This window comes from Kitasatospora sp. P5_F3, assembly GCF_054049135.1.
In genome coordinates this window covers 64,711-88,369 of record NZ_JBFUMY010000038.1, presented here as the reverse complement: position 1 = coordinate 88,369, position 23,659 = coordinate 64,711, and the positions used below count along the sequence as shown (strand labels likewise).

Genomic DNA, 23,659 nt, shown 5'->3' with positions numbered 1-23,659 from the left:
CCGACGAGGCGGCCGCCCGGCTGGACCAGCTGGCGCAGCTGCTGGCTGCCCGGGCCGACCGTGCGCCGGGCGTCGGCGCCCCGGCGCTCGTGGTGGCCTCGGTGGTGCACGGCGAGCTGCTCGCGCTGCGGCCGTTCGCCTCGCACAACGGCGTGATCGCCCGGGCCGCCCAGCGGATCGTGCTGATCGCCGAAGGGCTGGACCCGAAGGCGATCTGCCCCGCCGAGGTCGGCCTGGCCGAACTCGGCACCGCGGCCTACCAGCAGGCCCTGCAGGGCTACTTGAGCGGCACGGCGGACGGCATGGCGGCCTGGATCGCGCACTGCGGGCAGGCGCTGCGGCTCGGCGTCCGGGAGAGCACGGCGGTCTGCGAGGCGATGCAGCGCGGGATGGTCTGAGGCGGCCGCAACGAAGAGTTGCGGCAAAGAGTTGCGGCGACGCCTGATGGAGCTGGGCGCCGCCGCTGGTACAGGTACCGGGTGACCATGCATGCACCGTAATTGCCCATCAGGTGGGGATCTACTGCCCGTTCACCTGGTGCGGCGGCCCGACAGCGGGTCGGCTGCATGTGGGTGCTCAGTTATCTGTACTCGGTCCGTGGGGCCTGAAATGCGTTGTCGGTTTGACCTCTCAGGGTCCTGACCGGGTCTCGCGGGCCGTAAGTCCTTTCTACCGCGAAATCGGACAAAGGGGAACCCGAAACGACAACTCATTCGGCGCTTGTCCGGGGCGCTTCAGGCAATCGGCCTGCGGCGCTTCGCGGTGTACCAGAGCAGCCCGGCGGTCAGCGCCGCCGTGCCGACCGCGACCGCGAGCAGCACCGAGCGGCTGGGCGCGGAGAACTCCGGGAGCCGGCGGCGGAGTTCGACCGGCCGGTCGAAGACCAGGATCGGCCAGTCCCGGGCCTGCGCCTCCTTGCGCAGGGCCCGGTCCGGGTTCACGGCGGAGGGGTGGCCGACCGCCTCCAGCAGTGGCAGGTCGGTCGAAGAGTCGCTGTACGCAAAGCAGTTGGCGAGGTCGTAGCCCTCGCTTGCGGCCAACTCCCGGATCGCCGCCGCCTTGTTCTCGGCATAGGCGTAGTAGTCGATCTCGCCGGTGTACCGGCCGTCCTCGACCTGGAGCCGGGTGGCGATCACGTGGTCCGCGCCGAGCAGCTGCCCGATCGGCTCGACCACCTCCGAGCCGGAGCTGCTGACGATCACCACGTCGCGGCCGGCCTGGTGGTGCTGCTCGATCAGTGACGCGGCCTCGTCGTAGATGATCGGGTCGATCAGGCCGTGCAGGGTCTCGGCGACGATCTCGCGGACCTGCTGCACGTTCCAGCCCTTGGTGAGGGCGGACAGGTACTCGCGCATCCGCTCCATCTGGTCGTGGTCCGCACCGCCGACCAGGAAGACGAACTGGGCGTAGGCGCTCTTCAGCACGGCCCGACGGTTGATCAGGCCACCCTGGTAGAACGGGCGGCTGAACGCCAGGGCGCTCGACTTGGCGATGATCGTCTTGTCGAGGTCGAAGAACGCGGCGGTCCGGGGTGCTCTGAACGGGCGAGCTGCGGCTGCTGCGGCGGTCGCAGCCACAGCGGCTTCGGCTGCTGCGGCGGTAGGCAGTGGGTCGCGCGGGGCGCCGTTCGGCACCGAATCGCGGGCGGAGTTCTCGCCGTGGTCGGCGGTGTCGGCGTTCTCGGTGGTGTCCACGGGATCAGAGGATAGAGGGCTGGGCAAAAGACCCCGCCATATGGCGTACTCGCGGCCACGCGGGTTTGTGTTTCTGGGCCGTCGGGTACACCATGGAAGTCACGGATCGTTCGCGACCGTGCTAACCCGGTCCGGCTCCTCCCCCCCCGAGTCGGACCGTGGATAGACGACCCCCGCTCTCCCCCCCGGCGGGGGTCGTCGCACGTCCGGGGCCATTTTCCGGGCCACAGGGCGGTCGGGCGGGGTTCGCGGTGCGGTGTTTCCCGCGACGGTGGGGCGGTTGGACGTCCTGTCGATCGAGACGAGATCGTCACTCTGAGTATCCAGTTCGACGGCTCGTTCGACCTTGTGGTTGATCTTCGTTTGTATCCGTCCGGGGTCTTCCGGATCTTCTCGGTGACGAAGTCGGCGTCAATTCATTGGGCAATCGCCCCCCGTGCGAGTGAACAAAGTTATCCACAGCCCCGAGTTGTCCCCAGGGAATCGGGCAGGGACTGACGGACCCTCAGCGGAGCCGGACCGTGGTGTCCGGTCGGGCACCGTCCGACCGCACCTCGCCAGAGGGAGCAGCCGTACCGGGGGAGACAGCCATGTCGACACCGATCACCGACCGACTCACCGACCGCCCGGCGGCCCGGGGGCCGCTGATCGTCACCGAGGACGAGACGCTCGCCGAGCACCTGCTGCGGCTCTGCGCCGCGGCCGGCACCGATCCTCAACTGCTCTCCGGGGCGCCACCGCCCCGAGGGCTCTGGGAGAGCGCCCCGCTGGTGCTGGTCGGTGACGACCAGTCCGAGCGCTGTGCCGGGCTGACCCGCCGGGCGGGGGTGCTGTTGCTCGGGCTCGACCTGGACGACTGCGACGTCTGGGTCCGGGCGGTCCAACTCGGCGCCGAGCACGTCATCTTCCTGCCCGACGCCCAGGCCTGGCTGTTGGACCGGATCGCGGACGCCGCCGAGGGCGTCGGCGCACCGGCCCTCACCGTCGCGGTGCTCGGCGGCCGGGGCGGAGCGGGCTCCTCCACGCTGGCCTGTGCGCTGGCCGTCACGGCGGCCAGGGCGGGCCACCGCACCATGCTTATCGACGCCGACCCGCTGGGCGGCGGCCTGGACATCCTGCTCGGCGGCGAGGAGACCGGCGGTCTGCGCTGGCCCGATCTGGCCGGTTCCCGGGGTCGGGTGAGCGGCTCCGAGCTGGCCAAGGCGCTGCCCTCGCTGCACCGGATGACCGCGCTGTCCTGGGATCGTGGCGACACCCTGGCCGTGCCGCCCGAGGCGATGCGCAGCGTGCTGGCCGCCGCCCGCCGTCGAGGCGGCCTGGTGGTGCTCGACCTGCCCAGACACCTCGACCCGGCGGCCGGCCAGGCGCTCGAACAGGCCGACACCGGGCTGCTGGTGGTGCCCGCGGAGCTGCGCGCGATGGCGGCGGCCGACCGGGTCGCGGCCGCCGCCCGGATGCGGCTCGCCGATCTGCGGGTGGTGGTCCGCGTGCCGGGCCCGGCCGGGCTGACCGGGGCGGAGGTGGCCCGGGGGCTGCGGCTGCGACTGGCGGGCGAACTGCCCGCCGAGCCCGGGCTCGTGGTGGACGTCGAGCGCGGCTCGCCGCCCGGCATCCGGGAGAAGGGGCCGCTGGCCCGCTTCTGCGGAGGCTTTCTGGCCGAGGTCATGCCGCCGGTCCAGGCGGCCGGAGGTGGCACGTCATGACGGATCGTCAGCGCCGCCCTGGCTGGCCCGTCGGCCGCCGTACCGCCGCCGTGCCGCACCGGCGGCCGCTGGGTGGCGGAGTCGCTGCCCCACGGCCGCTCGTCATCGCCGCTGCTGCCGACGAGCAGGCGGCGGCCCTGGTCGATGCCGTCCGGATCCGCCTGGCCGAGGTCGGGGCCGCACCCACCGCCGGTTCGGTGGCGGCCGCGCTGCGGGCCGCCCGCCCGCCGCTGGGTGGGGACGACGTGCTCGACGCCGTTCGGGTGCTCCGCTCCGAACTGGTCGGCGCCGGGCCGCTGGACGCCCTGCTCGGCGAGCCGGACGTGACGGACGTGCTGGTGAACGGACCCGACCAGGTCTGGGTCGACCGGGGCGGCGGGCTGCGACGCGTACCGGAGATCCGCTTCCCGGACGCCGAGGCGGTCCGGCGGCTGGCCCACCGGCTCGCCACCGCGGCCGGCCGCCGGCTCGACGACGCCCGCCCGTGGGTGGACGCCCGGCTGCCCGACGGCACCCGGCTGCACGCCGTGCTGCCGCCGATCGCGGCCGGCTGCACCCACATCTCGCTGCGGATCTGCCGGACCAGGCCCTTCACCATGGCCGAGTTGGTGACCGGCGGCGCCCTCCCACCGATCGGGGCCGAGCTGCTCACCGCCGTGCTGCGGGCCCGGCTCTCGCTGCTGATCAGCGGCGGCACCGGGACGGGAAAAACCACGCTGTTGGCTGCGTTGCTCGGTCTGGTCGAGCCGGACGAACGGATCGTGCTGGCCGAGGACTCGGCCGAACTCCGGCCCGACCACCCGCATGTGGTGCGCCTGCAGAGCCGCCCGCCGAACCAGGAGGGTCTGGGCGAGCTGACCCTGCGGGACCTGGTGCGGCAGGCCCTGCGGATGCGCCCGGACCGGGTGGTGGTCGGCGAGGTCCGGGGCGAGGAGGTGGTGGACCTGCTCTCCGCCCTCAACACCGGCCACGAGGGCGGCTGCGGAACGGTTCACGCCAATACCGCGGCCGATGTCCCGGCCCGGCTGGAGGCGCTCGGCTCGCTGGCCGGACTCGACCGGCTCTCGCTGCACAGTCAACTGCGCGCCGCGCTGGACGTGGTGATCCACCTGGTCCGCGACCAGCGGACCGGGCAACGGCGGGTGGCCGAGCTGCACATGCTGGTCGGCGACGAGCGCGGGCTGGCGCTGACCGTCCCCGCCCTGGCCTTCACGGCCGAGGGCGGCTGCACACCGGGCCCGGGCTGGGTGCGGCTGCGTCGGCGCTGCGCCGAGCGGGGCGTGGTGCTGCCCGAGCCGCCGGTGGTGGCGTGATGACGGGTGGCGCGATGACGCCCGAGCTTTGGCAGGTCGGCTGGGCCCTGCTGCTGTGCGGTGCGGCGGCTGCCGCCCGCTACGCGCTCAGGAACGGGACGAAGGAGCGGGGATGACGACTGATCAGATTCTGGTGATCGCGGCTGGAGTGGGCGGGCTGACCGCCGGGCTCGCGTTCCGCCGTTGGCGGCACTCCCGGACGGTGCGCCGGGCCGGGGCACTGCTCGGTGGTCCGGCGCGGGTCGGTCCGGTGAGTCGCTGGTCCGTGCTCGGGAGGGCCCGGCCGCTCTGGCTGGTGCCGGAACTCCTGCTGCTCCCGGCCGGGTTGCTGGCCGGGGAGCTCAGTCGCTCCCCGGTGCCGCCGCTGCTGGCCGCTCTGGCGGTGCTTCCGGTGTGGCGCTGGCGCAGCCGTCGCCGTCGGGCGGCCGAGGCGCGGCGCCGGGCCGCCGCAGTGGTCGAACTGTGCACCGGGTTGGCCGCCGAACTCCGCAGCGGAGCCACCCAGCAGCAGGCCCTGCACACGGTGCTGGGCCGGGCGTCCCAGCTGACCGAGGGGCTCGGCGCCGAGTCCTCGGCCCGGCTGGCGGCCGGCCGCTATGGGGCGGACATCCCGGCGGCGCTGCGGTCGGTCGCGGAGCTGCCCGGCGGTCGCGGTGCGGCGGCGGTGGCGGCCTGCTGGCAGGTCACCGCCGAGAGCGGCACCGGCCTGGCCCCCGGACTGGACCAACTCGCCGACGCACTCCGGGCGGAGCGGGCCCTCGCCGAGGAGATCGAGAGCGAACTCTCCGGGCCGAGGACCACGGTCGCGGTGCTGGCCGCGCTGCCGCTGGTCGGCCTGCTGCTCGGGGCCGCGCTCGGCGCGGCGCCCGTACGGATTCTGCTGCACACCCCGGCCGGGTTGGCCTGCCTGGCGGCCGGGGCGCTGCTGGAGGCGGCCGGGCTGGCCTGGACGGCGCGGATCGTCCGGGCGGCGGAGGACGTACCGCCGGAGCGGGGCGGCAGGGCGGCGGGCGCCTGTGGGCTCTCCAGGACGCGTGCTGGGGCACCGTCGCAGGACCGCTGGGTGGGCGCGGAGGCGTCGGCTGTGCGGGCGGAGGTGGCTTGGTGAAACGGGAGTTGTTGCTCGGGCTGCTGGCCGGGCCGGTGGTGGGCGGAGTCGGGGCCGAGCTGCTGAGGGCCGTCCGGCGGAGGTCGGTCCGACGGCGGGTCAGGCGGCGGGTCAAGCGGTGGGACGGCCCGGCCGGGCGGCCGTTCGCCCGCTGGCGCCGACGCCGGGCCGGGCGGATCGGCCAGGCGCTGCGGGCGCGCGGGGTGACCCGGGCGGTGCTGCTCGACCAGGCCGTCCCGGTGGCTGCCGGGGCCGGTGCGGCGGTGCTGGTCGGTGGCCTGACGGGGCTGGTGGTGGGGTTGCTGGTCGGCCTGGCGGCCCGGCGGTGGCTGCCGAGGGTCCGTTCGCCGAGTGCCCGCAGGGCGGCTCTGGAGCAGGAGCGGTTGACTCGCCAACTGCCGCTGGCTGCCGAGCTGCTGGCCGCCTGCCTGGGTGCCAGCTCGTCACCCGCCGCTGCGGCCGCCGCGGTGGCCGACAGCGTCGATCAGCCGATGAGCGGACGACTGGCGGGTGTGGCCGCCGAGTTGGCGCTCGGTGCACCGCCGGAGGTCTGTTGGGACCGGCTCGGTGTCGACTGCCCGCCGCTCGCCCCACTGGCCCGCTGCCTGGTCCGGACGAGCGTCAGCGGTTCGCCGCCGATGGCTCCGCTGGTCGGCCTGGCACACGCCCAGCGGGCCGCCGCCGGTCGAGCCGCCCACGCCCGGGTCCGCCGGGCGGGGGTGCTGGCCACCGCGCCGCTGGGGGTCTGTTTCCTGCCCGCGTTCGTCCTGATCGGCGTGGTGCCGGTGGTGATGGGGCTGACCGCACTGTTCGCCGAGCGGGTCTGACCTGCGAGGTCGTCGTTCCGATCCGGATGCTGATCCGGATTCTGACAAGGGAGTCTCTGATGACTGTTCACGTTGTGCGGGTTCGGCACCACCGGTCGGCCGGTCCGGCCCGGCGGATCCGGGTGCTGCTGCGCCGCCGGGTCGACTGGCTGACCGTCCGGGCCCGCCGGCTGGGCGGTGCCCGGGCCGATGCGGGGATGACGACGGCGGAGTACGCCGTCGGGACGGTGGCGGCCTGCGCCTTCGCCGCGTTGCTCTACAAGGTGGTGACCAGCGGGGCGGTCTCCGGTGCCCTGAGCGAGGGGGGGGGGGGGGCCCGGGGCCGCGGCCCGGGGAGACGGCAACGCCGGGGCGTTGGCGCAGGCCGCCGCCCCGGCCGGGGCCAGGGTGAGTGTGGCGACGGGCGGTGACACCGTACGGGTCACGGTCGAGGCGCCGAGCTCCGCGCCGGGGCGGCTCGGTGGGGCGTTGTCGGTGCGGCTGCACGCTGAGGCGGTGGCCGCGCGGGAGGACGTGATCGGTTCGACCGGCGGAGGTGGGCGATGGCCGGACTGAGGCGAGCTGGCCATCAGGGGGTGGGCCAGCGCCCCGACACGCCGCCCGACCGGGGCTCGGCGACGATCTGGCTGGTCTCGCTCGGGATGCTCGGCTGCGTGGTCTTCGCGGTCAGCCTTGCGTTCGGCGCGGCGGTGGCGGCCCGGCACCGGGCGGAGTCGGCCGCCGACCTGGCCGCACTGGCCGCCGCCGGGCACCTGATGCTGGATCAGGACGGCGGCTGCGGGCGGGCCGCCCGGATCGCCGGCGAGCACCGGGCCCGACTGGTCAGCTGCACCGTGCGGGAGGGCATCGACGCGGTGGACGTGGTGGTCGAGGTGCCGGTCACCGGCCTGCCGCTGCCGGTCGGTCCGGCCCGGGCGCGGTCCCGGGCGGGGCCGGTCTGGGCCTGGGGCGACGGCGACCCGGTGGCGGCCGGGGACTCCCGCCGGGATCTGCCGGACCTGCCGGACCGTCAGGACCCCTCGGACGACCGCCCCGGGGCTCCCGCCAGCAGGATGTTCAGCAGCCGGACCGCCGCCGCCTTGTCCAGCGGGTCGTTCCCGTTGCCGCACTTGGGCGACTGGACGCAGGACGGGCAGCCCCGTTCGCACTCGCAGGCGGCGATCGCGTCCCGGGTCGCGGTCAGCCACTGCTCCGCGCCCCGGAAGCCCCGTTCGGCGAAGCCCGCTCCGCCGGAGTGGCCGTCGTACACGAAGACCGTCGGCAGCCCGGTGTCGGGGTGCAGCGGCACCGAGACCCCGCCGATGTCCCAGCGGTCGCAGGTGGCGAACAGCGGGAGGAGGCCGATGGAGGCGTGCTCCGCCGCGTGCGCCGCACCGGGCAGCTGGTCGAACGGGATGTCGGCGTCCAGGAGTTGGTTCTCCGTGACGGACCACCAGACTGCCCGGGTGCGCAGCGTCCTGGGCGGCAGGTCGAGCTTGCTCTCACCGAGGATCTCGCCGGTGGAGATCCGCTTGCGCAGGTACCCGACCACCTGGTTGACCACCTCCACCGAGCCGAAGCTGAGCCGGGCCTCGCCCCACTCCACGGTGGTGTCGGTGGCCAGTACCGAGATGGAGGTGAGGTCCCTGGCGGCGGTGGTGTAGGGCGGTTCCGCGGGTTCGACCAGGGCCACCGAGTTCTCCAGGTCGAGGTCCTGCACCAGGTAGCTGCGGCCCTGGTGCAGGTGGACCGCGCCGGTGTGCACGGTGGTGTGGGCGGCGGCCGCGTCCACGGTGCCGAGCAGCCGGCCGGTCGAGCCCTCGACGATCTGCACCGGGCTGCCGCCGCTGCCCCGCAGGTCCACCGAGTCGACGGCGCGCTCCCGGCGGGTCCAGTACCAGGAGCCCTTGGTCCGCTGCCGGAGCAGGCCGCGCTGTTCGAGCACGGTGAGCAGCTGCCCGGCGGAGGGCCCGAAGAGCTGCAGGTCGGCCTCGGTGAGCGGGAGTTCGGCGGCGGCCGCGCACAGGTGCGGGGCCAGGATGTGCGGGTTGTCCGGGTCCAGCACGGTGGCCTCGACCGGGGTGGCGAACAGCGCCTCTGGGTGGTGCACCAGGTAGGTGTCCAGCGGGTCGTCCCGGGCGATCAGCACCGCCAGCGCGCCCTGGGCCTCCCGCCCGGCCCGCCCGGCCTGCTGCCAGAGCGAGGCCCTGGTACCGGGGTACCCGGCCATCAGGACGGCGTCCAGCCCGGAGACGTCGACCCCGAGTTCCAGCGCGGAGGTGGAGGCGAGACCGAGCAGCCGGCCGGAGTGCAGGTCGCGCTCCAGCGCCCGGCGTTCCTCGGCCAGATAGCCGCCCCGGTAGGCGGCGACCCGGGCGGCCAGCGGCGTGCCGAGCTGGTCCTGGGCCTGCAGGGCGACCAGTTCGGCCGAGCGGCGGGAGCGGACGAAGACCACCGTGCGGGTGCCTCGCTCGACCAGCTCGGTGAGCAGGTACCCGGCCTCGGCGGTCGCGGTCCGCCGGACGGGGGCACCCTGCTCGCCGACGTTCTCGGTGAGCGGCGGCTCCCAGAGCGCGAAGACCAGCGGCCCGCGCGGCGAGGCGTCGTCGGTCACCGCGACGGCGGGCAGCCCGGTGAGCCGCTCGGCGGTGGCCGCCGGGTCGGCGGTGGTGGCCGAGGCCAGCAGGAAGGTGGGCGAGGAGCCGTACCGCTCGCACACCCGCCGCAGCCGTCGCAGCACCTGGGCCACGTGCGAGCCGAACACCCCCCGGTAGCTGTGGCATTCGTCGATGACCACGTACTCGAGCGTCTTCAGGAACGAGGCCCAGCGCGGGTGGGCCGGCAGGATGCCCCGGTGCAGCATGTCCGGGTTGGTCAGCACGTACGAGGCGTACTGGCGGACCCACTCGCGTTCCTCGGGCGGGGTGTCCCCGTCGTAGAGGGCGGCCCTGACCCGCTTCGGGGCCAGCTCGGTGGCCCGGCGGCGCTGGTCGGCGGCCAGCGCCTTGGTCGGCGCCAGATAGAGCGCGGTGGCGCCCCGGCCGTTGCGGGCCTCGGTGCCGTCCAGCAGATCGCTGAGCACCGGGGCCAGGTAGCCGAGCGACTTGCCCGAGGCGGTTCCTGTGGCCAGCACCACAGTTTGGCCGGATTTGGCCAATTTCATGGCTTCGGCCTGATGTGCCCAGGGTTCTTCGATGCCCAGGGCCTGCGCGGATGCCACGATCTCCGGACGGATTCCGTCCGGCCAGGGCGCGTAGCGGGCCTGACGGGCCGCCAGATGCTCCGTATGGGTGAGGCGGTCGGCCCGGCCCCGACTGGCGGACAGGGCGGCGAGCAGGGCCTCGGGCTGGTGGTGACGGGGCGGCATGGGGACCCAGTGTGTCACCGGCCTGGCGGAGAATCGCGCCAAGCCATCGTGCGGGCATGGTCGCAAGTGGTTGAATGAAGCCGTGACGGCCGCATGGCCGAGGGTCGCACCGCCGGGGCTCAACTGCCACGGCCGTGCCGTGCCCGGCCTGCGACCAAAGCGGTGACGGCCATCCGGCCGAGGATCGCAATGACGTAGCAAGGCAAGGTGCTGGAGGTTCCGTGGACCTGTCCCTGTCGACCCGCACTGTCGGCGACCGTACGGTCGTCGAGGTTGGCGGCGAGATCGATGTGTACACCGCCCCCAAGCTGCGCGAGCAGCTGGTCGAGCTCGTCAACGAGGGCAACTACCACCTGGTCGTCGACATGGAGGGCGTGGACTTCCTCGACTCGACCGGCCTGGGTGTCCTGGTGGGCGGCCTCAAGCGAGTTCGCGCGCATGAGGGTTCGCTGCGCCTGGTGTGCAACCAGGAGCGCATTCTGAAGATCTTCCGGATCACCGGTCTGACCAAGGTCTTCCCCATTCATACCTCGGTGGACGACGCGGTCGCCGCCACCGACTGACCAGTCGTCAACGGGCCGGGGCGGGCGACCGCTTCGGCCCCTGACGCTCTCACCTGAGCTCATCCGTTCGTGCACCGGCGGGGCCCTCGGCCCCGCCGGTGGCGAGTGGTGGGCACTGCCCCGGCGGCGCTCTCTGCCAGCCCGCGCGAGTCCGAGGCGTGATCCCGGAGGGGAAGACAATGGCAACGGTCGAACTTCGGTTCAGCGCACTTCCCGAGCATGTCCGTACGGCCAGACTCGTGGCGGKGGCGGTGGCGAGGCGCGCCGGAGTCGATGAGTCGGTGCTCGACGAGGTGCGGCTCGCCGTCGGCGAGGCGTGCTCGCGTGCGGTGAGCCTGCATCAGCGGGGCGGCCTGGACGGCGCGGTACGGGTCGCGTTGACCGATCAGGAGAAGCGTTTCCTGATCGAGGTGGAGGACGAGGCCGGTCCGGCCGGTCTGCCGCCGGTCGGCTCCGCTGCCGAGGAGATGGGCGAGGACGCCGAGGATGCGCTCGGGCTCGCGGTGATCACCGCGCTGGTCGAGGACGTCGAGGTGACCGCCGGGGCCAACGGCGGCCTGATCCGGATGAGCTGGGGCCTCGCCCCGGATTCCCTGGAGCTCTGAGGCCCCGCCGGGGCCGGTATTGACAAATTGTTGAAGCAGGCGGTTCCCTGCTCTCGGGCGCGATCGGTTTCGGTTCGAGAGAAGGACACCTTCCCCATGCGGATTCGCATCCTGTGGCCGGCCGGTCAGGCCACCGCCACCCTGCGTTCGACGCCCACCTCCGAGGCGCTCTGGGCCGCCCTGCCGGTCGGTTCCACCGCCAGCACCTGGGGCGAGGAGGTCTACTTCGGTACCCCGGTCTCGGTGGCCCGCGAGGACGACGCCCAACAGGTGGTCGAGCCCGGCACGGTGGCGTTCTGGACCGACGGCGACAGCATTGCGCTCCCGTACGGTCCGACGCCGATCTCACGTGCTGCCGAGTGCCGGCTGGCCAGCCCCTGCAATCTGCTCGGTGCGCTGGACGGCGATCCCGGGGTGCTGCGCACCGTCCGGGCCGGGGATCCGATCCGGGTGGAGCGGGCCTGAGCCCTTCGGGGGGCCGTGCGGGGCCGTGTAGGTTCGCAGCGTGAAGCCTGATGTGAAGCTCGAAAAGCGGCTGTGGGCCGCCCCCGTGCTCGGTCTGCTGCTGGCAGCGGGCGCTGTCGCGTGCGGCGGTGGTGGCAGCGACACCGCCGCGCTCGACTCCTGGGCCAAGAAGGTCTGTGACTCCGCGCAGAGCCCGATAGCGCAGTCGCAGACCGCGCTCGCCGACAGCGACAAGGTGGTGCCCGGGGAGCAGCCGGCCGAGCTGCAGCAGCGGCTGGCGGCCGACCTGGGGGTACTGGCCGCCACCAACCAGCAGCTCGCCGAGGCGATCTCCAAGGCCGGTGAGCTGAAGACCGACGGTGGGGCGGCGGTCCAGCAGGGCGCCGCCGACGAGTTGAAGAAGGCCGCCCAGGGCTACCTGGAGGCACAGCAGAAGCTCACCGCGCTGCCCAACACCGAGCAGGCGAAGTTCGCGGATGCCCTGCGCAGCGTCGGCGACCAGGTGCAGCGCCTCGCGCAGCAGTCCACCGCGGGGCTGAACAAGTTGCAGAGCGGCGAGCTCGGCGTCGCCATCGCCAAGCAGCCCGGCTGCAAGCCCGCCCCGAAGACCTCGCCGAGCGCGTCGGCATCCACGACCGCGTCCCCGGCCGCGTCCCCGGCCGCCGACCCGAGCGCTCCCGCCGCCGCGAGCGCCGCGCCGTCCACGGCCCCGACGCCGAGCGCCAGCGGCTGAACCGATCCGGTCACCGCGCGACAATGGGCGGGTGACCAACAGCCCTGTCCTTGACCACGCCCGTCTCGCCGAGCTGCGCGAGGCGCTGCTCGCCGCCTCGTACACCGCCGACGGCTGCCTCGACCTGCTCGGGTCCACCGGGTACGCCGCGCTGGCCCGGAGCGAGGCGGTGCCCGCGCTGCGGGCGACCACCGGCGGCACCCCGCTGGAGACGCTGGTGCGACTGTTCCTGCTCCAGCAGCCGGTGCCGTACGCCGCCGCGGCGGCCGCGCTGCCGGTCGAGCACTGTCTGACGGACCGTTGGCTGGTCCGCGACGGCGAGGGCGGCCGCGACCTGGTGCGGGCCACCGTGGACGTCCGCCCGTACGCCAACGAGGTGGCCGGGCTGCCCAGCGCGGACGCCTGGGTGGTGTCCGACCTCGGCTGTGCGGTCGGCGGGGCGGGTGGCATCGGCGCCGGGGAGGCCGCGCACGGGGTGGCCAGGAAGGACCTGGTGCTCGGTGTGGGCGGCGCCTCCACCACGCTGGCCAACCTGGCCGTGCGGCGGCCGGCCCGCCGGGTGCTGGACCTCGGCTCGGGCTCGGGTGTGCAGGCACTGCACGCCGCGCGGCACGGCCGCCAGGTCACCGCGACCGACCTCAACCCGCGCGCGCTGCGCTTCACCGCGCTGACCCTGGCGCTGTCCGGCTTCGCGGACTTCGAGACGGCCGAGGGCAGTCTCTTCGAGCCGGTCGGGGAGCAGAAGTTCGACCTGATCGTGTCCAACCCGCCGTTCGTCATCTCGCCCGGCAGCCGCTTCGTCTACCGGGACGGCGGGATGGCCGGCGACGAGCTCTGCCGCAGCATCGTCCGGGGCGCCGCCGCGCACCTGGAGCCGGGCGGCTACTGCCACCTGCTCGCCAACTGGCAGCACGTCAAGGGTGAGGACTGGCAGGACCGGCTGGCCGGCTGGGTGGCCGGGACCGGGCTGGACGCCTGGGTGGTCCAGCGCGAGGTCCAGGACGTGGCCCAGTACGCCGAGTTGTGGCTGCGCGACGGCGGTGACCACCGGGGCCCTGGCCCGGACTACCAGGCCAGGTACGGCGAGTGGCTGGATGCCTTCGAGGCCGCCGAGGTGGAGGGCATCGGCTTCGGCTGGATCACCCTGCGGGCGGGCGGTTCGGCCGAGCCGACGGTCCGGATCGAGGAGTGGCCGCACACCGTCGAGCAGCCGCTCGGCCCGCACATCGAAAGCTGGTTCGCCCGGCAGGACTTCCTCCGGACGCACGACGACGCGGCGCTGCTGGCAGCCCGTTACCAGCTCGCTGACGATGTGGTGCAGGAGCAGATCGGCGCGCCCGGCGCGGAGGACCCCGAGCATGTGATCCTCCGTCACAACCGGGGCATGCGGCGGGCCACCAAGGTGGACACCGTGGGCGCCGGTTTCGTCGGGGTCTGCGACGGCACCCTGCCGGCCGGCGAGATCGTCGACGCGATCGCCCAACTGCTCGGCGAGGATCGGGTGGTGCTGCGGGACCGGGTGCCCGAGTCGCTGCGGATGCTGACCGAGCAGGGCTTCATCGAGCCCGTCGGGTAGTCGGCGGGGCAGCCCGTCGGCACCTGGTTCATCTGCCGGTTGCCCGGCGTACGCCGGACGGCAGCCGCGGGTTGGCCGCAGCCTGCCACGCTCCCTGTCCACAGGCTGTGGACAGGGAATGGGCGGGGGAGCGATGGAGACGCCGACGGCGGTGGCCGCAGGGGTGGTACTCACGTGCTTCGGTAGCGCCCTGCTGCTCTGGTGCGCCGTCGAACTGCGCCTTCGCCACCACCTGCGCCGCCACGGCGTGCCCGCCACCGCACGGGTGATCGCCGACCGCGATCCGTACGGCGAGCCCTACGGCGACACCTTCGGCGAGCTGGACAGTGCGCCGCTGCTGGCCTTCCCGACCGATGACGGCGGCTCGGTGCTGGCCCGGCCGCGCGGACACACCCCGTTGCGTCGGCCGTCCTGGCTGCGGCCGGGCGTGACCGTGCCGGTCGCATACGACGCACAGCGGCCGACCCGCGTGGTGCTGGCCACGCCGGACGCCGCCTCGGCGGTGCCCGGTGACGTGTTCTGGGCCCTGCTCGGCACCAGCGCGCTGGCCGGTGGGCTGAGCCTGCTCGGCACCGTCCTCGCTGGTTAGACGCCGGTCGGGCGCTGGTTCGGCCGACCGGTTCAGGTCGTCCGGAATCCGACCCCGAGACACCCCGTAACCCCATCCGCGCGGCAGGAACACGCATCATCGGGTTACCGTTCGAGTGGCGTAGGTCGGCCTTGCCAGTGAAAAAGTGCGATCCGTTCGTTTGACAAGGGTGGCCAGGGTACGGTCACACTCCGCTGGTGGGGCCGTCGCACAGTGGCAGCCTCGGACGAGGACCACGAGCAGTAGACGAGGGTCGGGGGCGGGTCGAACGCCACCGGTCCTCGGCCGCGCCGCCACCAGACATAACGACCGGGAGAGAAGAGCGAAGGTGTCCCCGAGCAGCGAGACCGCGCACGGCATGCGACTCGTCATTGTCGAGTCGCCGGCCAAGGCGAAGACGATCAAGGGCTACCTTGGCCCCGGCTACATCGTCGAGGCCAGCGTCGGGCACATCCGCGACCTGCCCGGCACGGCCGCCGAGGTCCCCGACCAGTACACCGGCGAGGTCCGCCGGCTCGGCGTGGACGTCGACCACGACTTCGCCCCGATCTACGTGGTGAACGCGGACAAGAAGTCCCAGGTCTCCAAGCTCAAGGCTCTGCTCAAGGAGTCCGACGAGCTCTTCCTCGCCACCGATGAGGACCGCGAGGGCGAGGCCATCGCGTGGCACCTGCAGGAAGTGCTCAAGCCCAAGGTGCCGGTCAAGCGGATGGTCTTCCACGAGATCACCAAGGCCGCCATCCAGGAGGCCGTCGCCAACCCGCGCGAGCTGAACCAGCGCCTGGTCGACGCCCAGGAGACCCGCCGCATCCTCGACCGCCTGTACGGCTACGAGGTCTCGCCGGTGCTGTGGAAGAAGGTCATGCCGAAGCTCTCGGCGGGCCGGGTGCAGTCCGTCGCGACCCGCCTGGTGGTCGAGCGTGAGCGCGAGCGGATCGCCTTCCGCACCGCCTCGTACTGGGACCTGACCGCCACCTTCGGCACCGGCCGGACGGCCGCCGACGCCGCGAACCCGGAGAGCTTCGGCGCCCGGCTGTCCACGGTGGACGGCAAGCGGATCGCCAGCGGCCGGGACTTCGGCTCGGACGGCCGGATCAAGGGCGCCAACACCCTGCACCTGGACGAGACGGCCGCCCGCGCGCTGGCCGCCGGCCTGGAGCAGACCGCGTTCAGCGTCCGCAGCGTCGAGTCCAAGCCGTACCGCCGCTCGCCGTACGCGCCGTTCCGCACCACCACGCTCCAGCAGGAGGCCAGCCGCAAGCTGGGCTTCGGTGCGAAGCGGACCATGCAGGTGGCCCAGAAGCTGTACGAGAACGGCTTCATCACCTATATGCGTACCGACTCCACCACGCTGTCGGAGACCGCGATCAACGCCGCCCGGGCCCAGGTCACCCAGCTCTACGGGGCCGACTACCTGCCGGACGCGCCGCGCACCTACGCCTCCAAGGTCAAGAACGCCCAGGAGGCGCACGAGGCGATCCGCCCCTCCGGCGACCGCTTCCGCACCCCGGCCGAGACCGGGCTGAGCAGTGACGAGTTCCGGCTCTACGAGCTGATCTGGATGCGCACCGTCGCCTCCCAGATGAAGGACGCGGTCGGCCAGTCGGTGACGGTCAAGGTCGGCGGCCGGGCCACCACCGGGCAGGACGTGGAGTTCTCCGCCTCCGGCAAGATCATCACCTTCCACGGCTTCCTGAAGGCCTACGTCGAGGGCGCCGACGACCCGAACGCCGAGCTGGACGACCGCGAGCGCCGGCTGCCCCAGGTCACCGAGGGCGACCCGCTGGCTGCCGAGCAGCTCAACCCCGAAGGCCACTCGACCAAGCCGCCGGCCCGCTACACCGAGGCCTCGCTGGTCAAGGAGCTGGAGGACCGGGAGATCGGCCGACCGTCGACGTACGCGTCGATCATCGACACGATCATCAACCGGAAGTACGTCTTCAAGAAGGGCACGGCGCTCGTCCCGTCCTTCCTGTCGTTCGCCGTGGTGAACCTGCTGGAGAAGCACTTCGGCCGACTGGTCGACTACGACTTCACCGCCCGGATGGAGGACGACCTCGACCGGATCGCCGCCGGTGAGGCGCAGTCCGTGCCGTGGCTCAAGCGGTTCTACTTCGGCGGCGTCGAGGGCGCGGCCGAGGGCGGCGCGGCCGAGGCCGGGAACGGCGACGGCGACCACCTCGGCGGCCTCAAGGAACTGGTCACCGACCTCGGCGCGATCGACGCCCGGGAGATCAGCTCCTTCCCGCTGAACGACGAGATCACCCTGCGGGTCGGCCGGTACGGCCCGTACGTGGAGCGGGCGTCCAAGGTCGAGGGCGAGCCCGGCCAGCGTGCCGACGTGCCCGACGAGATGCCGCCGGACGAGCTGACCGTCGAGCTGGCCGAGGAGCTGCTGGCCAAGCCCAGCGGTGACTTCGAGCTGGGCCAGGATCCGGAGTCCGGCAACCAGCTGGTCGCCAAGGACGGCCGCTACGGCCCGTACGTGACCGAGATCCTGCCCGAGGGCACTCCGAAGACCGGCAAGAACGCGGTCAAGCCGCGCACCGCGTCGCTGCTCAAGACGATGACGTTGGACACCGTCACGCTGGCGGACGCGCTGCGGCTGCTCTCGCTGCCCCGGGTGGTCGGCACCGACGCCGAGGGCGTGGAGATCACCGCGCAGAACGGCCGGTACGGCCCGTACCTCAAGAAGGGCACCGACTCGCGGTCGCTGACCGACGAGGAGCAGATGTTCACGGTCACCCTCGAGGAGGCCCTGGCCATCTACGCCCAGCCCAAGCTGCGGGGGCGGGCCGCGGCCGCGCCGCCGCTCAAGGAGCTCGGCAACGACCCGGTCAGCGAGCGTCCGGTTGTGGTCAAGGACGGCCGGTTCGGACCGTACGTGACCGATGGCGAGACCAACGCGACGCTCCGCAAGGACGACGAGGTCGAGACCATCACGCCCGAGCGCGGCTACGAGCTGCTGGCCGAGAAGCGGGCCCGCGGACCGGTGAAGAAGAAGGCCGTGGCGAAGAAGGCCCCGGCCAAGAAGGCCGCACCCGCCAAGACGGCGGCGGCCAAGAAGACCGCAGCGAAGAAGACCACCACGGCCAAGAAGGCGACCACGGTGAAGAAGACCGCCGCCAAGAAGGTCGCGGCGAAGAAGACGGCGGCTCCGGACGAGAGCTGACCCCGGTCGGAAGGTCGGAACCGAGGGCCCGTGCCACGGCGCGGGCCCTCGGTGTGTCACAACCCAGTCATGACCGGGCATCCGGAGGGCCTTCCCCCCTTTGGCCGCAGGCGTCGACCGCTACGCTGACGGTATGACGAGCGAGGAGCAGCCCACCCCGACCAGCACCGCCGACCTGCCGGAGGTACGTCCGGCCGGGACACCCGGCGAGCGGGCCAGGGCGCTGCTGCGGCTGCGCCCGTACCGGCGGCTCTGGGTCACCCAGCTGGTCGGGGGTGCCGGGGACCGGCTCGGTCTGCTGGTGCTGATCGGCCTGACCTGGGTCGCGGCGCTGGTCGGCGGCCAGCTCGGCCACGGTTACCGGGGCCAGGCGCTGGCGGTTGCCGCCGTGCTGGCGGCCCGGTTGCTGGCCACCCTGATCTTCGGTGCGGCGCTGCTCGGACCGGTGCACAGTCTGTTCGGCGGGCGACTGGACCGGCGCTGGACGATGCTCGGTGCCGACGTCTTCCGTGCGGTTCTGATCGGCCTGGCGCCCTGGTGGCTCAGCTGGTCGACCGGTTCGGCGACCTGGCTGCTGCTCGGCACCGCCTTCCTGACCGGTGCGGCCGAGCGGATCTGGTCGGTGGCCAAGGACGCGGCCGTCCCCGGCCTGCTGCCCGTCGCCGACCCGTACGCCCCCCAGCGGGAGCAGCGTCCTTCGGCCTCGATGCTGGAGACCGTCCGGGCTGTCGACCAGCGCACCGGCTGGGCCACCGTGCCGCTGGCCGGGGCGCTGCTGGTCGGGCTGACCCTGCTCAACAACGTCTTCGCGGCGCTCGGCTCGGACTGGCTGAGGGTGCATCAGTTCACCACCGCCGGTGTCGGCGCGGCGCTGCTGCTCACCGCCTCGGCGGTGCTGACCTTCCTTCAGGAGCTGCCGACCGGCGCCTTCGCCGCTCCGCGCTCCCCGTTGCAGGGCCTGCGGGCCCCGACCGACGCCACCCCGGGCCCGGCGCTGCGCAAGGGCCGGACCGGCTCGGCCCCGTTCTTCACCTTCTCGGTCGCCGCCGCCTACGCGGCGATGGCGGGCGTCGCCGTGCTCGGCCTGCTGACCGCCGTCGACCACCGGGCCGGCCCGGCCGGCTTCGGCCTGCTGGTGCTCGCCGCGACCGGTGCCCCCGCGATCGGTGTCCGGATCACCCGGCCGCTGCTGCCCACCCTGTCCCGCCGCCGGCTGCTGGCACTCGCCCTGATCACCGAGGGCGTGGCGCTGATCCTGGCCGGTCTGGTGCTGGACTTCGTCCTGGTGCTGCTGCTCACGACGCTGGCCGGGCTGGCCGCCGGAGTGGTGATCGGCACCGGCCGCACGCTGCTCGCCCAGGAGGTCGAGGAGACCCGGCTGGCCAGGGTCACCGAGCACCTGTACGCGGTGCTGCGGGTGGTGGTCGGCGCCGCGCTGGTGCTGATGCCGGTGCTCGCCGCCGGGTACGGCGAGATCGCCTTCGGCGAGGTCACGACGGGCAGCTTCACCTTCATCCACGACGGTGCCGCGCTGGCGATCGGCACGGCCGGGCTGCTCACCCTGGTGCTGGCCGCCGTGGTGCTGCTGAAGACCGACGACCAGCGGGGCGACGTCCCGTTCGGCCGGGAGCTGATCCGTTCGCTCCGGGGTACCGACGCCGTGGCGCCGCACCGGATGAGCGGTACCGGCTTCTTCATCGCCCTGGAGGGCGGCGACGGCGCCGGCAAGTCCACCCAGGCGACCGCGCTGGCCGAGTGGATCCGCAGCAAGGGCCACGAGGTGGTGGTCACCCGTGAGCCCGGCGGCAGCCCGATCGGGCAGCGGCTGCGCGCGCTGGTGCTGGACGTCGGCAACACCGGGCTCTCGCACCGGGCCGAGGCGCTGATCTACGCGGCCGACCGGGCCGAGCACGTCGAGAACGTGATCCGCCCCGCGCTGGAGCGCGGCGCGGTGGTGATCACCGACCGGTACATGGACTCCTCGATCGCCTACCAGGGTGCGGGCCGTGACCTGGCCGCCACCGAGGTGGCCCGGATCTCGCGCTGGGCCACCGGTGGGCTGGTCCCCGATCTGACGGTGGTTCTGGACGTCGCGCCGGAGGCGGCGCGCGAGCGCTTCACCGAGGCGCTCGACCGGCTGGAGTCCGAGCCGACCGAGTTCCACGCCCGGGTGCGCGCCGGGTTCCTCGCGCTGGCCGCGGCCGACCCGGCCCGCTACCTGGTGGTGGACGGCAGCCAGGCCGCCGCCGCCGTCACCACCGCGGTCCGGCACCGGCTCGACCGCGAGCTGCCGCTCTCCTCGCAGGAGAAGGCATCGCAGCTCGAGCAGGAGCGGCTGGCCCGTGAGGAGGCCGCCCGGCGCGCCGCCGAGGCGGCCCGGCTGAAGGCGGAGGCCGAGGAGGCCGAGCGGAAGCGGCTGGAGCTGCTCGAGGAGCTCCGCGCCGAGCAGGCCGAGAAGGACCGGCTGGCGCGCGAGGAGGCCGAGCGCGTCGCTGCGGAGGTCGCGGCCAAGGCCGCCGAGGAGGCCAGGGTGCTGGCCGAGGCCGAGGCTGCGCGGCGGGCCGAGCAGGAGGCCGTCCGGGCTGCCGAGGAGGCGAAGCGGCTCAAGGCCGAGCTGGCCGAGCGGGAGCGGCTGGCCGCCGAGACTGCGGCCCAGGAGGAGCTGCAGCGGCAGCGCGAGCTCCAGCGGGCCGAGCAGCGGCGCCGGGCGGAGGAGGCGTTGCAGCGGGCGGAGGCGGCGCGGGTGGCGGCTGCGGCCGCTGCTGCTGTGGCGGTGGGAGAGAGCACGACGACGGTGGAGCTGTCGCAGGTCGTTGCCGACGACCGGACCCGGGAGATCCGGAAGCCGGCCCCGGCGGACGAGACCGCGGTGATGCCCAAGGTGCCGGCGGCGGACGAGACGGCGGTCATGCCGAAGGTCGAGCCGAAGGCCGTCCCCGTGGAGGACCGGGTGCCGCCGGGGCTGTTCCGTGACGAGACGCCGGCTGAGACGCCGGCCGTGACGCCGGAGCCGCAGGCCGACGCCACCCGGGAGATGCCGGTGGCCGAGCCGCGACCGCGTCCGTCCTGGGCGGAGGAGACGCCGATGGACGACCTGCCGAGTCTGACGGACACTCTGCTGGGCTCCCGCGAGGAGTGGGCGCAGTGGCAGACGGACGAGCCGGGCCCGGACGAGAAGCCGCGCAAGCGCCGCAGCTAGGCGCTCGCGCCCAGGTGGCACACGCCAGGGGCTCGGGGAACTGCGAAAGTGCCTGACCACTTACGTACGGATCACCTTGTACGAGGTCGGCGTCGCAGTTCCCCGAGCCCCTGGCGTTCTGCGAACTGTGTCCGCCCGCAGGGTTAGGCTCGGGCCGGGACGAGTGGTGGGAGTGCGGCGTGAGTGTGTGGGACGACCTGGTCGGCCAGGATCGGGTGGTCGAGCAGCTGACGGCCGCTGCCGGGGCGGCCCGCGCGACGGTGCTGGCGGGCCGGACGGCAGGCGCCCCGGCGGGTAATGCTTCGCTGATGACGCACGCCTGGCTGTTCACCGGCCCCCCGGGGGCGGGCCAGATCACCGCCGCGCGGGCGTTCGCGGCGGCGCTCCAGTGCACCAGCCCGGACCTCGAGCTGGGCGGCGTCCCGGGCTGCGGGTTCTGCGACGGCTGCCACACGGTGCTCGCGGGCAGCCACGCCGACGTGAAGTACGTCCGGACCGACGGGCTGTCGATCGGCGTCGGCGACATGCGTGAGCTGGTGCTGCGGGCCGCCAGCTACCCGACCGGCGGCCGCTGGTCGGTGATCCTGGTGGACGCCGCGCACCGCCTCACCGAGGCGGCGGCGAACGCGCTGCTCAAGGGCGTGGAGGAGCCGTCCCCGCGGACGGTCTGGCTGCTCTGCGCCCCGTCCGTGCAGGACGTGCTGCCCACCATCCGCTCGCGCTGCCGTCTGCTGGTGCTCCGGACGCCCGCCGCCGAGGCGGTGGCGGACATGCTGGTCCGTCGGGACGGGGTGGAGCCGGAGACCGCCATGCTGGCCGCGCTGGCCGGGCAGGGCGACGTGGACCGGGCGCGGCGGCTGGCGGTGGACGACCAGGCCAGGGCCCGGCGGCTGGACGTCCTGCGGATTCCGTTGGAGGTGGCCGACATCGGGGGCTGCCTGGCGGCCGCCCAGCGGCTGGTGGACACCGCGAAGGCCGATGCCGAGGCGCTGGCCGAGACCCAGGACACCAAGGAGACCGGCGATCTGCGGGCCGCGTACGGCGCGACCGAGGGCAGCCGGGCGCCGCGTGGGATGGCCGGCGCGGTCAAGGATCTGGAGAAGCGGCAGAAGAGCCGCGCCACCCGGACGCGGCGGGAGACGCTCGGCGTCGCGCTGCTCGATCTGCTCGGCTTCTACCGGGACGTGCTGGCGCTCCAGTTCGGCGCGGGCGGTGCGCTGTCCAACGAGGACCAGCGCCAGGCGCTCGGCCGGGTCGCGGGTCAGAGCACGGCGGAGAACACGCTGCGCCGGATCGAGGCCGTGCTGGCCTGCCGCCGTGCGCTGGACCGGAACGTCGATCCGCTGCTGGCGGTCGAGGCGATGACGGTGGCGCTCCGCGCGGGCTGATCCGTTGGCCGAGCCGTCGGCCGGGCCCGGCTCGCATGGCGGCGGGTGACGCTGCGTCAGCTCATCCGTTCGAGTGAATCCCGCACCCCTTCCGGGAGCCGCGCGGCCGTCCGCCGTTCCGTCTTGCACGCTGTGGACCGAGTACGCCGTGGTCTGCGGCCCCGAAGGCCGGGCCGTTCGTGTTCGGTTCCCCGAGGTGGTGCGCCCCATGCCCCGTCCGCTCCTCGTCGTTTTGCTGGTGCTGGCCCTGGCCGTCGGATTCTGGCTGACCCGGGCCGCGTTGGTCCGCTGGCGCGACCTGAAGTCCGCGCAGACGTACGAACTGGTCGCCGAGCAACGCCCGTTGCTGCTCCGTGCGGGTGGCGCGGTACTGTGCGGCATGTGTGTGACCGCGCTCACCGTGGCGGTTGCGCTGGACGGCCGTGGAGTGCACCCGGCTCGGGCCGCCGTTGTCGTGGCGGCCGAACGCGCGGCAGCCGAACGCGCGGCGGCTGACCATCCGGCGGCCCCGCCGGTGGCCGCCGCCTCGCCCGAACTGCCGCCGGTGGTCACCCAGTTCGACGCGATCGGCAAGCCCGCAGGGGGTGAGCTGCTGGAGGGCTCGGTGGCCGGTCCTGGCGGCCGGCCGCGCACCGTACGGGTCTGGCTGCCCGAGCGGTACCGGACCGACCCGCAGGCCAGGTTCCCGGTGGTGGTGCTGCACGCGGGCACCGCCCGGCGGACCGCCGACACCGAGGTGCCTGACGTGTTCGAGGGCATCGCCTCGGCGGTGAAGCTGGGCCGGGCCCGGCCGTTCGTGGTGGTCGCCCCCGAGGCGCCGACCGGCACCGAGCACCCGTGCGAGCTGGTCGCCGCCGCCCCGCAGGCGATCGCCGACGACCAGGCGCTGCGGACGGCGGTGGCCGCCGCGTTCCGTACCCTCCCGGCGGGACCGGGCAGTTGGGGCGTGCTGGGCATCGACGGCGGCGCGGCCTGCGCGGCCGCCGCCGGGCTGGCCAGGCCCGACCTGTACGGGGCGGCCGCCGCCGTCTCCGGCCGGTACGACGCCACCGCGCTGGCGGGCACCGGCGCCGAGGCCCCCGAGGGGACCACCGCCAAACTGCTGCTGGCGGCCGCCAAGAACGACGCGGCCGGGCTGGACGCGGCCCGCAAGCTGCAGACCGCCCTGCAGGGCGGCCGGGGCCGGGCCGCCAAGGCGAACGTCCGGATCTCCGACGTGGTGCAGGACTTCGCGCCCGACCGGGAGCGGCTGCGGCTGGTCCGGGTGGCGGCCCAGTACCTGGCGGAGAGCCTGACCCGTACGGGCTGAGGCCCCCGGCCCGCACCGGTCGGGCCGGGCGCGACCGCTACGCTCGATGCACCCTGGTACCGAGCGCAG

17 protein-coding genes and 3 pseudogenes are annotated in these 23,659 nt (G+C 73.7%); 18 read left to right on the top strand and 2 right to left on the bottom strand.

What is annotated here, in order from left to right:
• Window positions 1-398 (top strand): annotated as a pseudogene (locus tag ACXJMZ_RS23440) (oxidoreductase); the annotation flags it as partial.
• A 336-nt stretch (window positions 399-734) separates the two neighbouring features.
• On the opposite strand, the gene ACXJMZ_RS23435 reads toward ACXJMZ_RS23440, so the two are convergent.
• Window positions 735-1,577: an HAD family hydrolase gene (locus ACXJMZ_RS23435; protein WP_457032017.1), complete on the bottom strand. Its 843-nt coding sequence runs from the start codon at window positions 1,575-1,577 to the stop codon at window positions 735-737.
• Between the two features lie 707 nt (window positions 1,578-2,284).
• Between ACXJMZ_RS23435 and ssd the strand changes: the two genes are divergently transcribed.
• From ssd to ACXJMZ_RS23400, 7 genes and pseudogenes are all read left to right on the top strand, one after another.
• Complete coding sequence (ssd, locus tag ACXJMZ_RS23430) at window positions 2,285-3,397, top strand: septum site-determining protein Ssd (RefSeq protein WP_457032016.1); 1,113 nt, start codon at window positions 2,285-2,287, stop codon at window positions 3,395-3,397.
• A complete protein-coding gene (locus tag ACXJMZ_RS23425; RefSeq protein WP_457032015.1) occupies window positions 3,394-4,710 on the top strand; it encodes a TadA family conjugal transfer-associated ATPase in 1,317 nt (438 codons plus the stop codon). The genes ssd and ACXJMZ_RS23425 overlap by 4 nt, the downstream gene beginning before the upstream one ends.
• A 112-nt stretch (window positions 4,711-4,822) precedes the next feature.
• On the top strand, window positions 4,823-5,818 hold the full coding sequence (locus ACXJMZ_RS23420) for a type II secretion system F family protein (RefSeq protein ID WP_457032014.1): 996 nt from the start codon (window positions 4,823-4,825) through the stop codon (window positions 5,816-5,818).
• Window positions 5,815-6,645 carry a type II secretion system F family protein gene (locus ACXJMZ_RS23415; protein WP_457032013.1) on the top strand — a complete coding sequence of 277 codons (831 nt, stop codon included), beginning with the start codon at window positions 5,815-5,817 and terminating at the stop codon, window positions 6,643-6,645. Before ACXJMZ_RS23420 ends, ACXJMZ_RS23415 begins: the two co-directional genes overlap by 4 nt.
• Window positions 6,646-6,704: 59 nt before the next feature.
• A pseudogene (locus ACXJMZ_RS23410) lies at window positions 6,705-6,941 on the top strand (DUF4244 domain-containing protein); the annotation flags it as partial.
• A gap of 58 nt (window positions 6,942-6,999) precedes the next feature.
• Window positions 7,000-7,200 carry a hypothetical protein gene (locus ACXJMZ_RS23405; protein ID WP_457032012.1) on the top strand — a complete coding sequence of 67 codons (201 nt, stop codon included), beginning with the start codon at window positions 7,000-7,002 and terminating at the stop codon, window positions 7,198-7,200.
• Window positions 7,188-7,520 (top strand): annotated as a pseudogene (locus ACXJMZ_RS23400) (Rv3654c family TadE-like protein); the annotation flags it as partial. The gene ACXJMZ_RS23405 and the pseudogene ACXJMZ_RS23400, both read left to right, overlap by 13 nt.
• A 134-nt stretch (window positions 7,521-7,654) precedes the next feature.
• Here ACXJMZ_RS23400 and ACXJMZ_RS23395 read toward each other — a convergent pair.
• The gene (locus ACXJMZ_RS23395; protein ID WP_457032011.1) at window positions 7,655-9,991 is read right to left on the bottom strand and encodes a DEAD/DEAH box helicase; all 2,337 of its coding nucleotides are present in this window, start codon (window positions 9,989-9,991) and stop codon (window positions 7,655-7,657) included.
• Window positions 9,992-10,212: 221 nt separating this feature from the next.
• On the opposite strand from ACXJMZ_RS23395, the gene bldG reads away from it, so the two are divergent.
• From bldG to ACXJMZ_RS23345, 10 genes are all read left to right on the top strand, one after another.
• Window positions 10,213-10,554: an anti-sigma factor antagonist BldG gene (gene bldG / locus ACXJMZ_RS23390; protein ID WP_057232018.1), complete on the top strand. Its 342-nt coding sequence runs from the start codon at window positions 10,213-10,215 to the stop codon at window positions 10,552-10,554.
• A 179-nt stretch (window positions 10,555-10,733) separates the two neighbouring features.
• Window positions 10,734-11,159: an ATP-binding protein gene (locus tag ACXJMZ_RS23385; RefSeq protein ID WP_457032010.1), complete on the top strand. Its 426-nt coding sequence runs from the start codon at window positions 10,734-10,736 to the stop codon at window positions 11,157-11,159.
• Window positions 11,160-11,255: 96 nt separating this feature from the next.
• The gene (locus ACXJMZ_RS23380; RefSeq protein ID WP_457032009.1) at window positions 11,256-11,624 is read left to right on the top strand and encodes a cyclophilin-like fold protein; all 369 of its coding nucleotides are present in this window, start codon (window positions 11,256-11,258) and stop codon (window positions 11,622-11,624) included.
• Between the two features lie 40 nt (window positions 11,625-11,664).
• Window positions 11,665-12,357 (top strand): hypothetical protein, encoded by a 693-nt coding sequence (locus tag ACXJMZ_RS23375; protein WP_457032008.1) that lies wholly within the window; start codon window positions 11,665-11,667, stop codon window positions 12,355-12,357.
• A gap of 31 nt (window positions 12,358-12,388) precedes the next feature.
• Window positions 12,389-13,933, top strand: coding sequence for a DUF7059 domain-containing protein (locus ACXJMZ_RS23370; protein ID WP_457032007.1), 1,545 nt, complete (start codon window positions 12,389-12,391; stop codon window positions 13,931-13,933).
• Window positions 13,934-14,066: 133 nt separating this feature from the next.
• Complete coding sequence (locus ACXJMZ_RS23365) at window positions 14,067-14,522, top strand: hypothetical protein (RefSeq protein ID WP_457032006.1); 456 nt, start codon at window positions 14,067-14,069, stop codon at window positions 14,520-14,522.
• Between the two features lie 328 nt (window positions 14,523-14,850).
• Window positions 14,851-17,694, top strand: coding sequence for a type I DNA topoisomerase (gene topA, locus ACXJMZ_RS23360; RefSeq protein ID WP_457032005.1), 2,844 nt, complete (start codon window positions 14,851-14,853; stop codon window positions 17,692-17,694).
• Window positions 17,695-17,827: 133 nt separating this feature from the next.
• Window positions 17,828-20,893, top strand: a complete 3,066-nt coding sequence (tmk, locus tag ACXJMZ_RS23355) for a dTMP kinase (protein ID WP_457032004.1) — start codon at window positions 17,828-17,830, stop codon at window positions 20,891-20,893.
• A 179-nt stretch (window positions 20,894-21,072) separates the two neighbouring features.
• Entirely contained in the window at window positions 21,073-22,281 is a 1,209-nt protein-coding gene (locus ACXJMZ_RS23350; RefSeq protein WP_057232005.1) for a DNA polymerase III subunit delta', read from the top strand.
• Between the two features lie 208 nt (window positions 22,282-22,489).
• Window positions 22,490-23,590 carry an alpha/beta hydrolase-fold protein gene (locus ACXJMZ_RS23345; protein WP_457032003.1) on the top strand — a complete coding sequence of 367 codons (1,101 nt, stop codon included), beginning with the start codon at window positions 22,490-22,492 and terminating at the stop codon, window positions 23,588-23,590.
• Window positions 23,591-23,659: the final 69 nt, after the last annotated feature.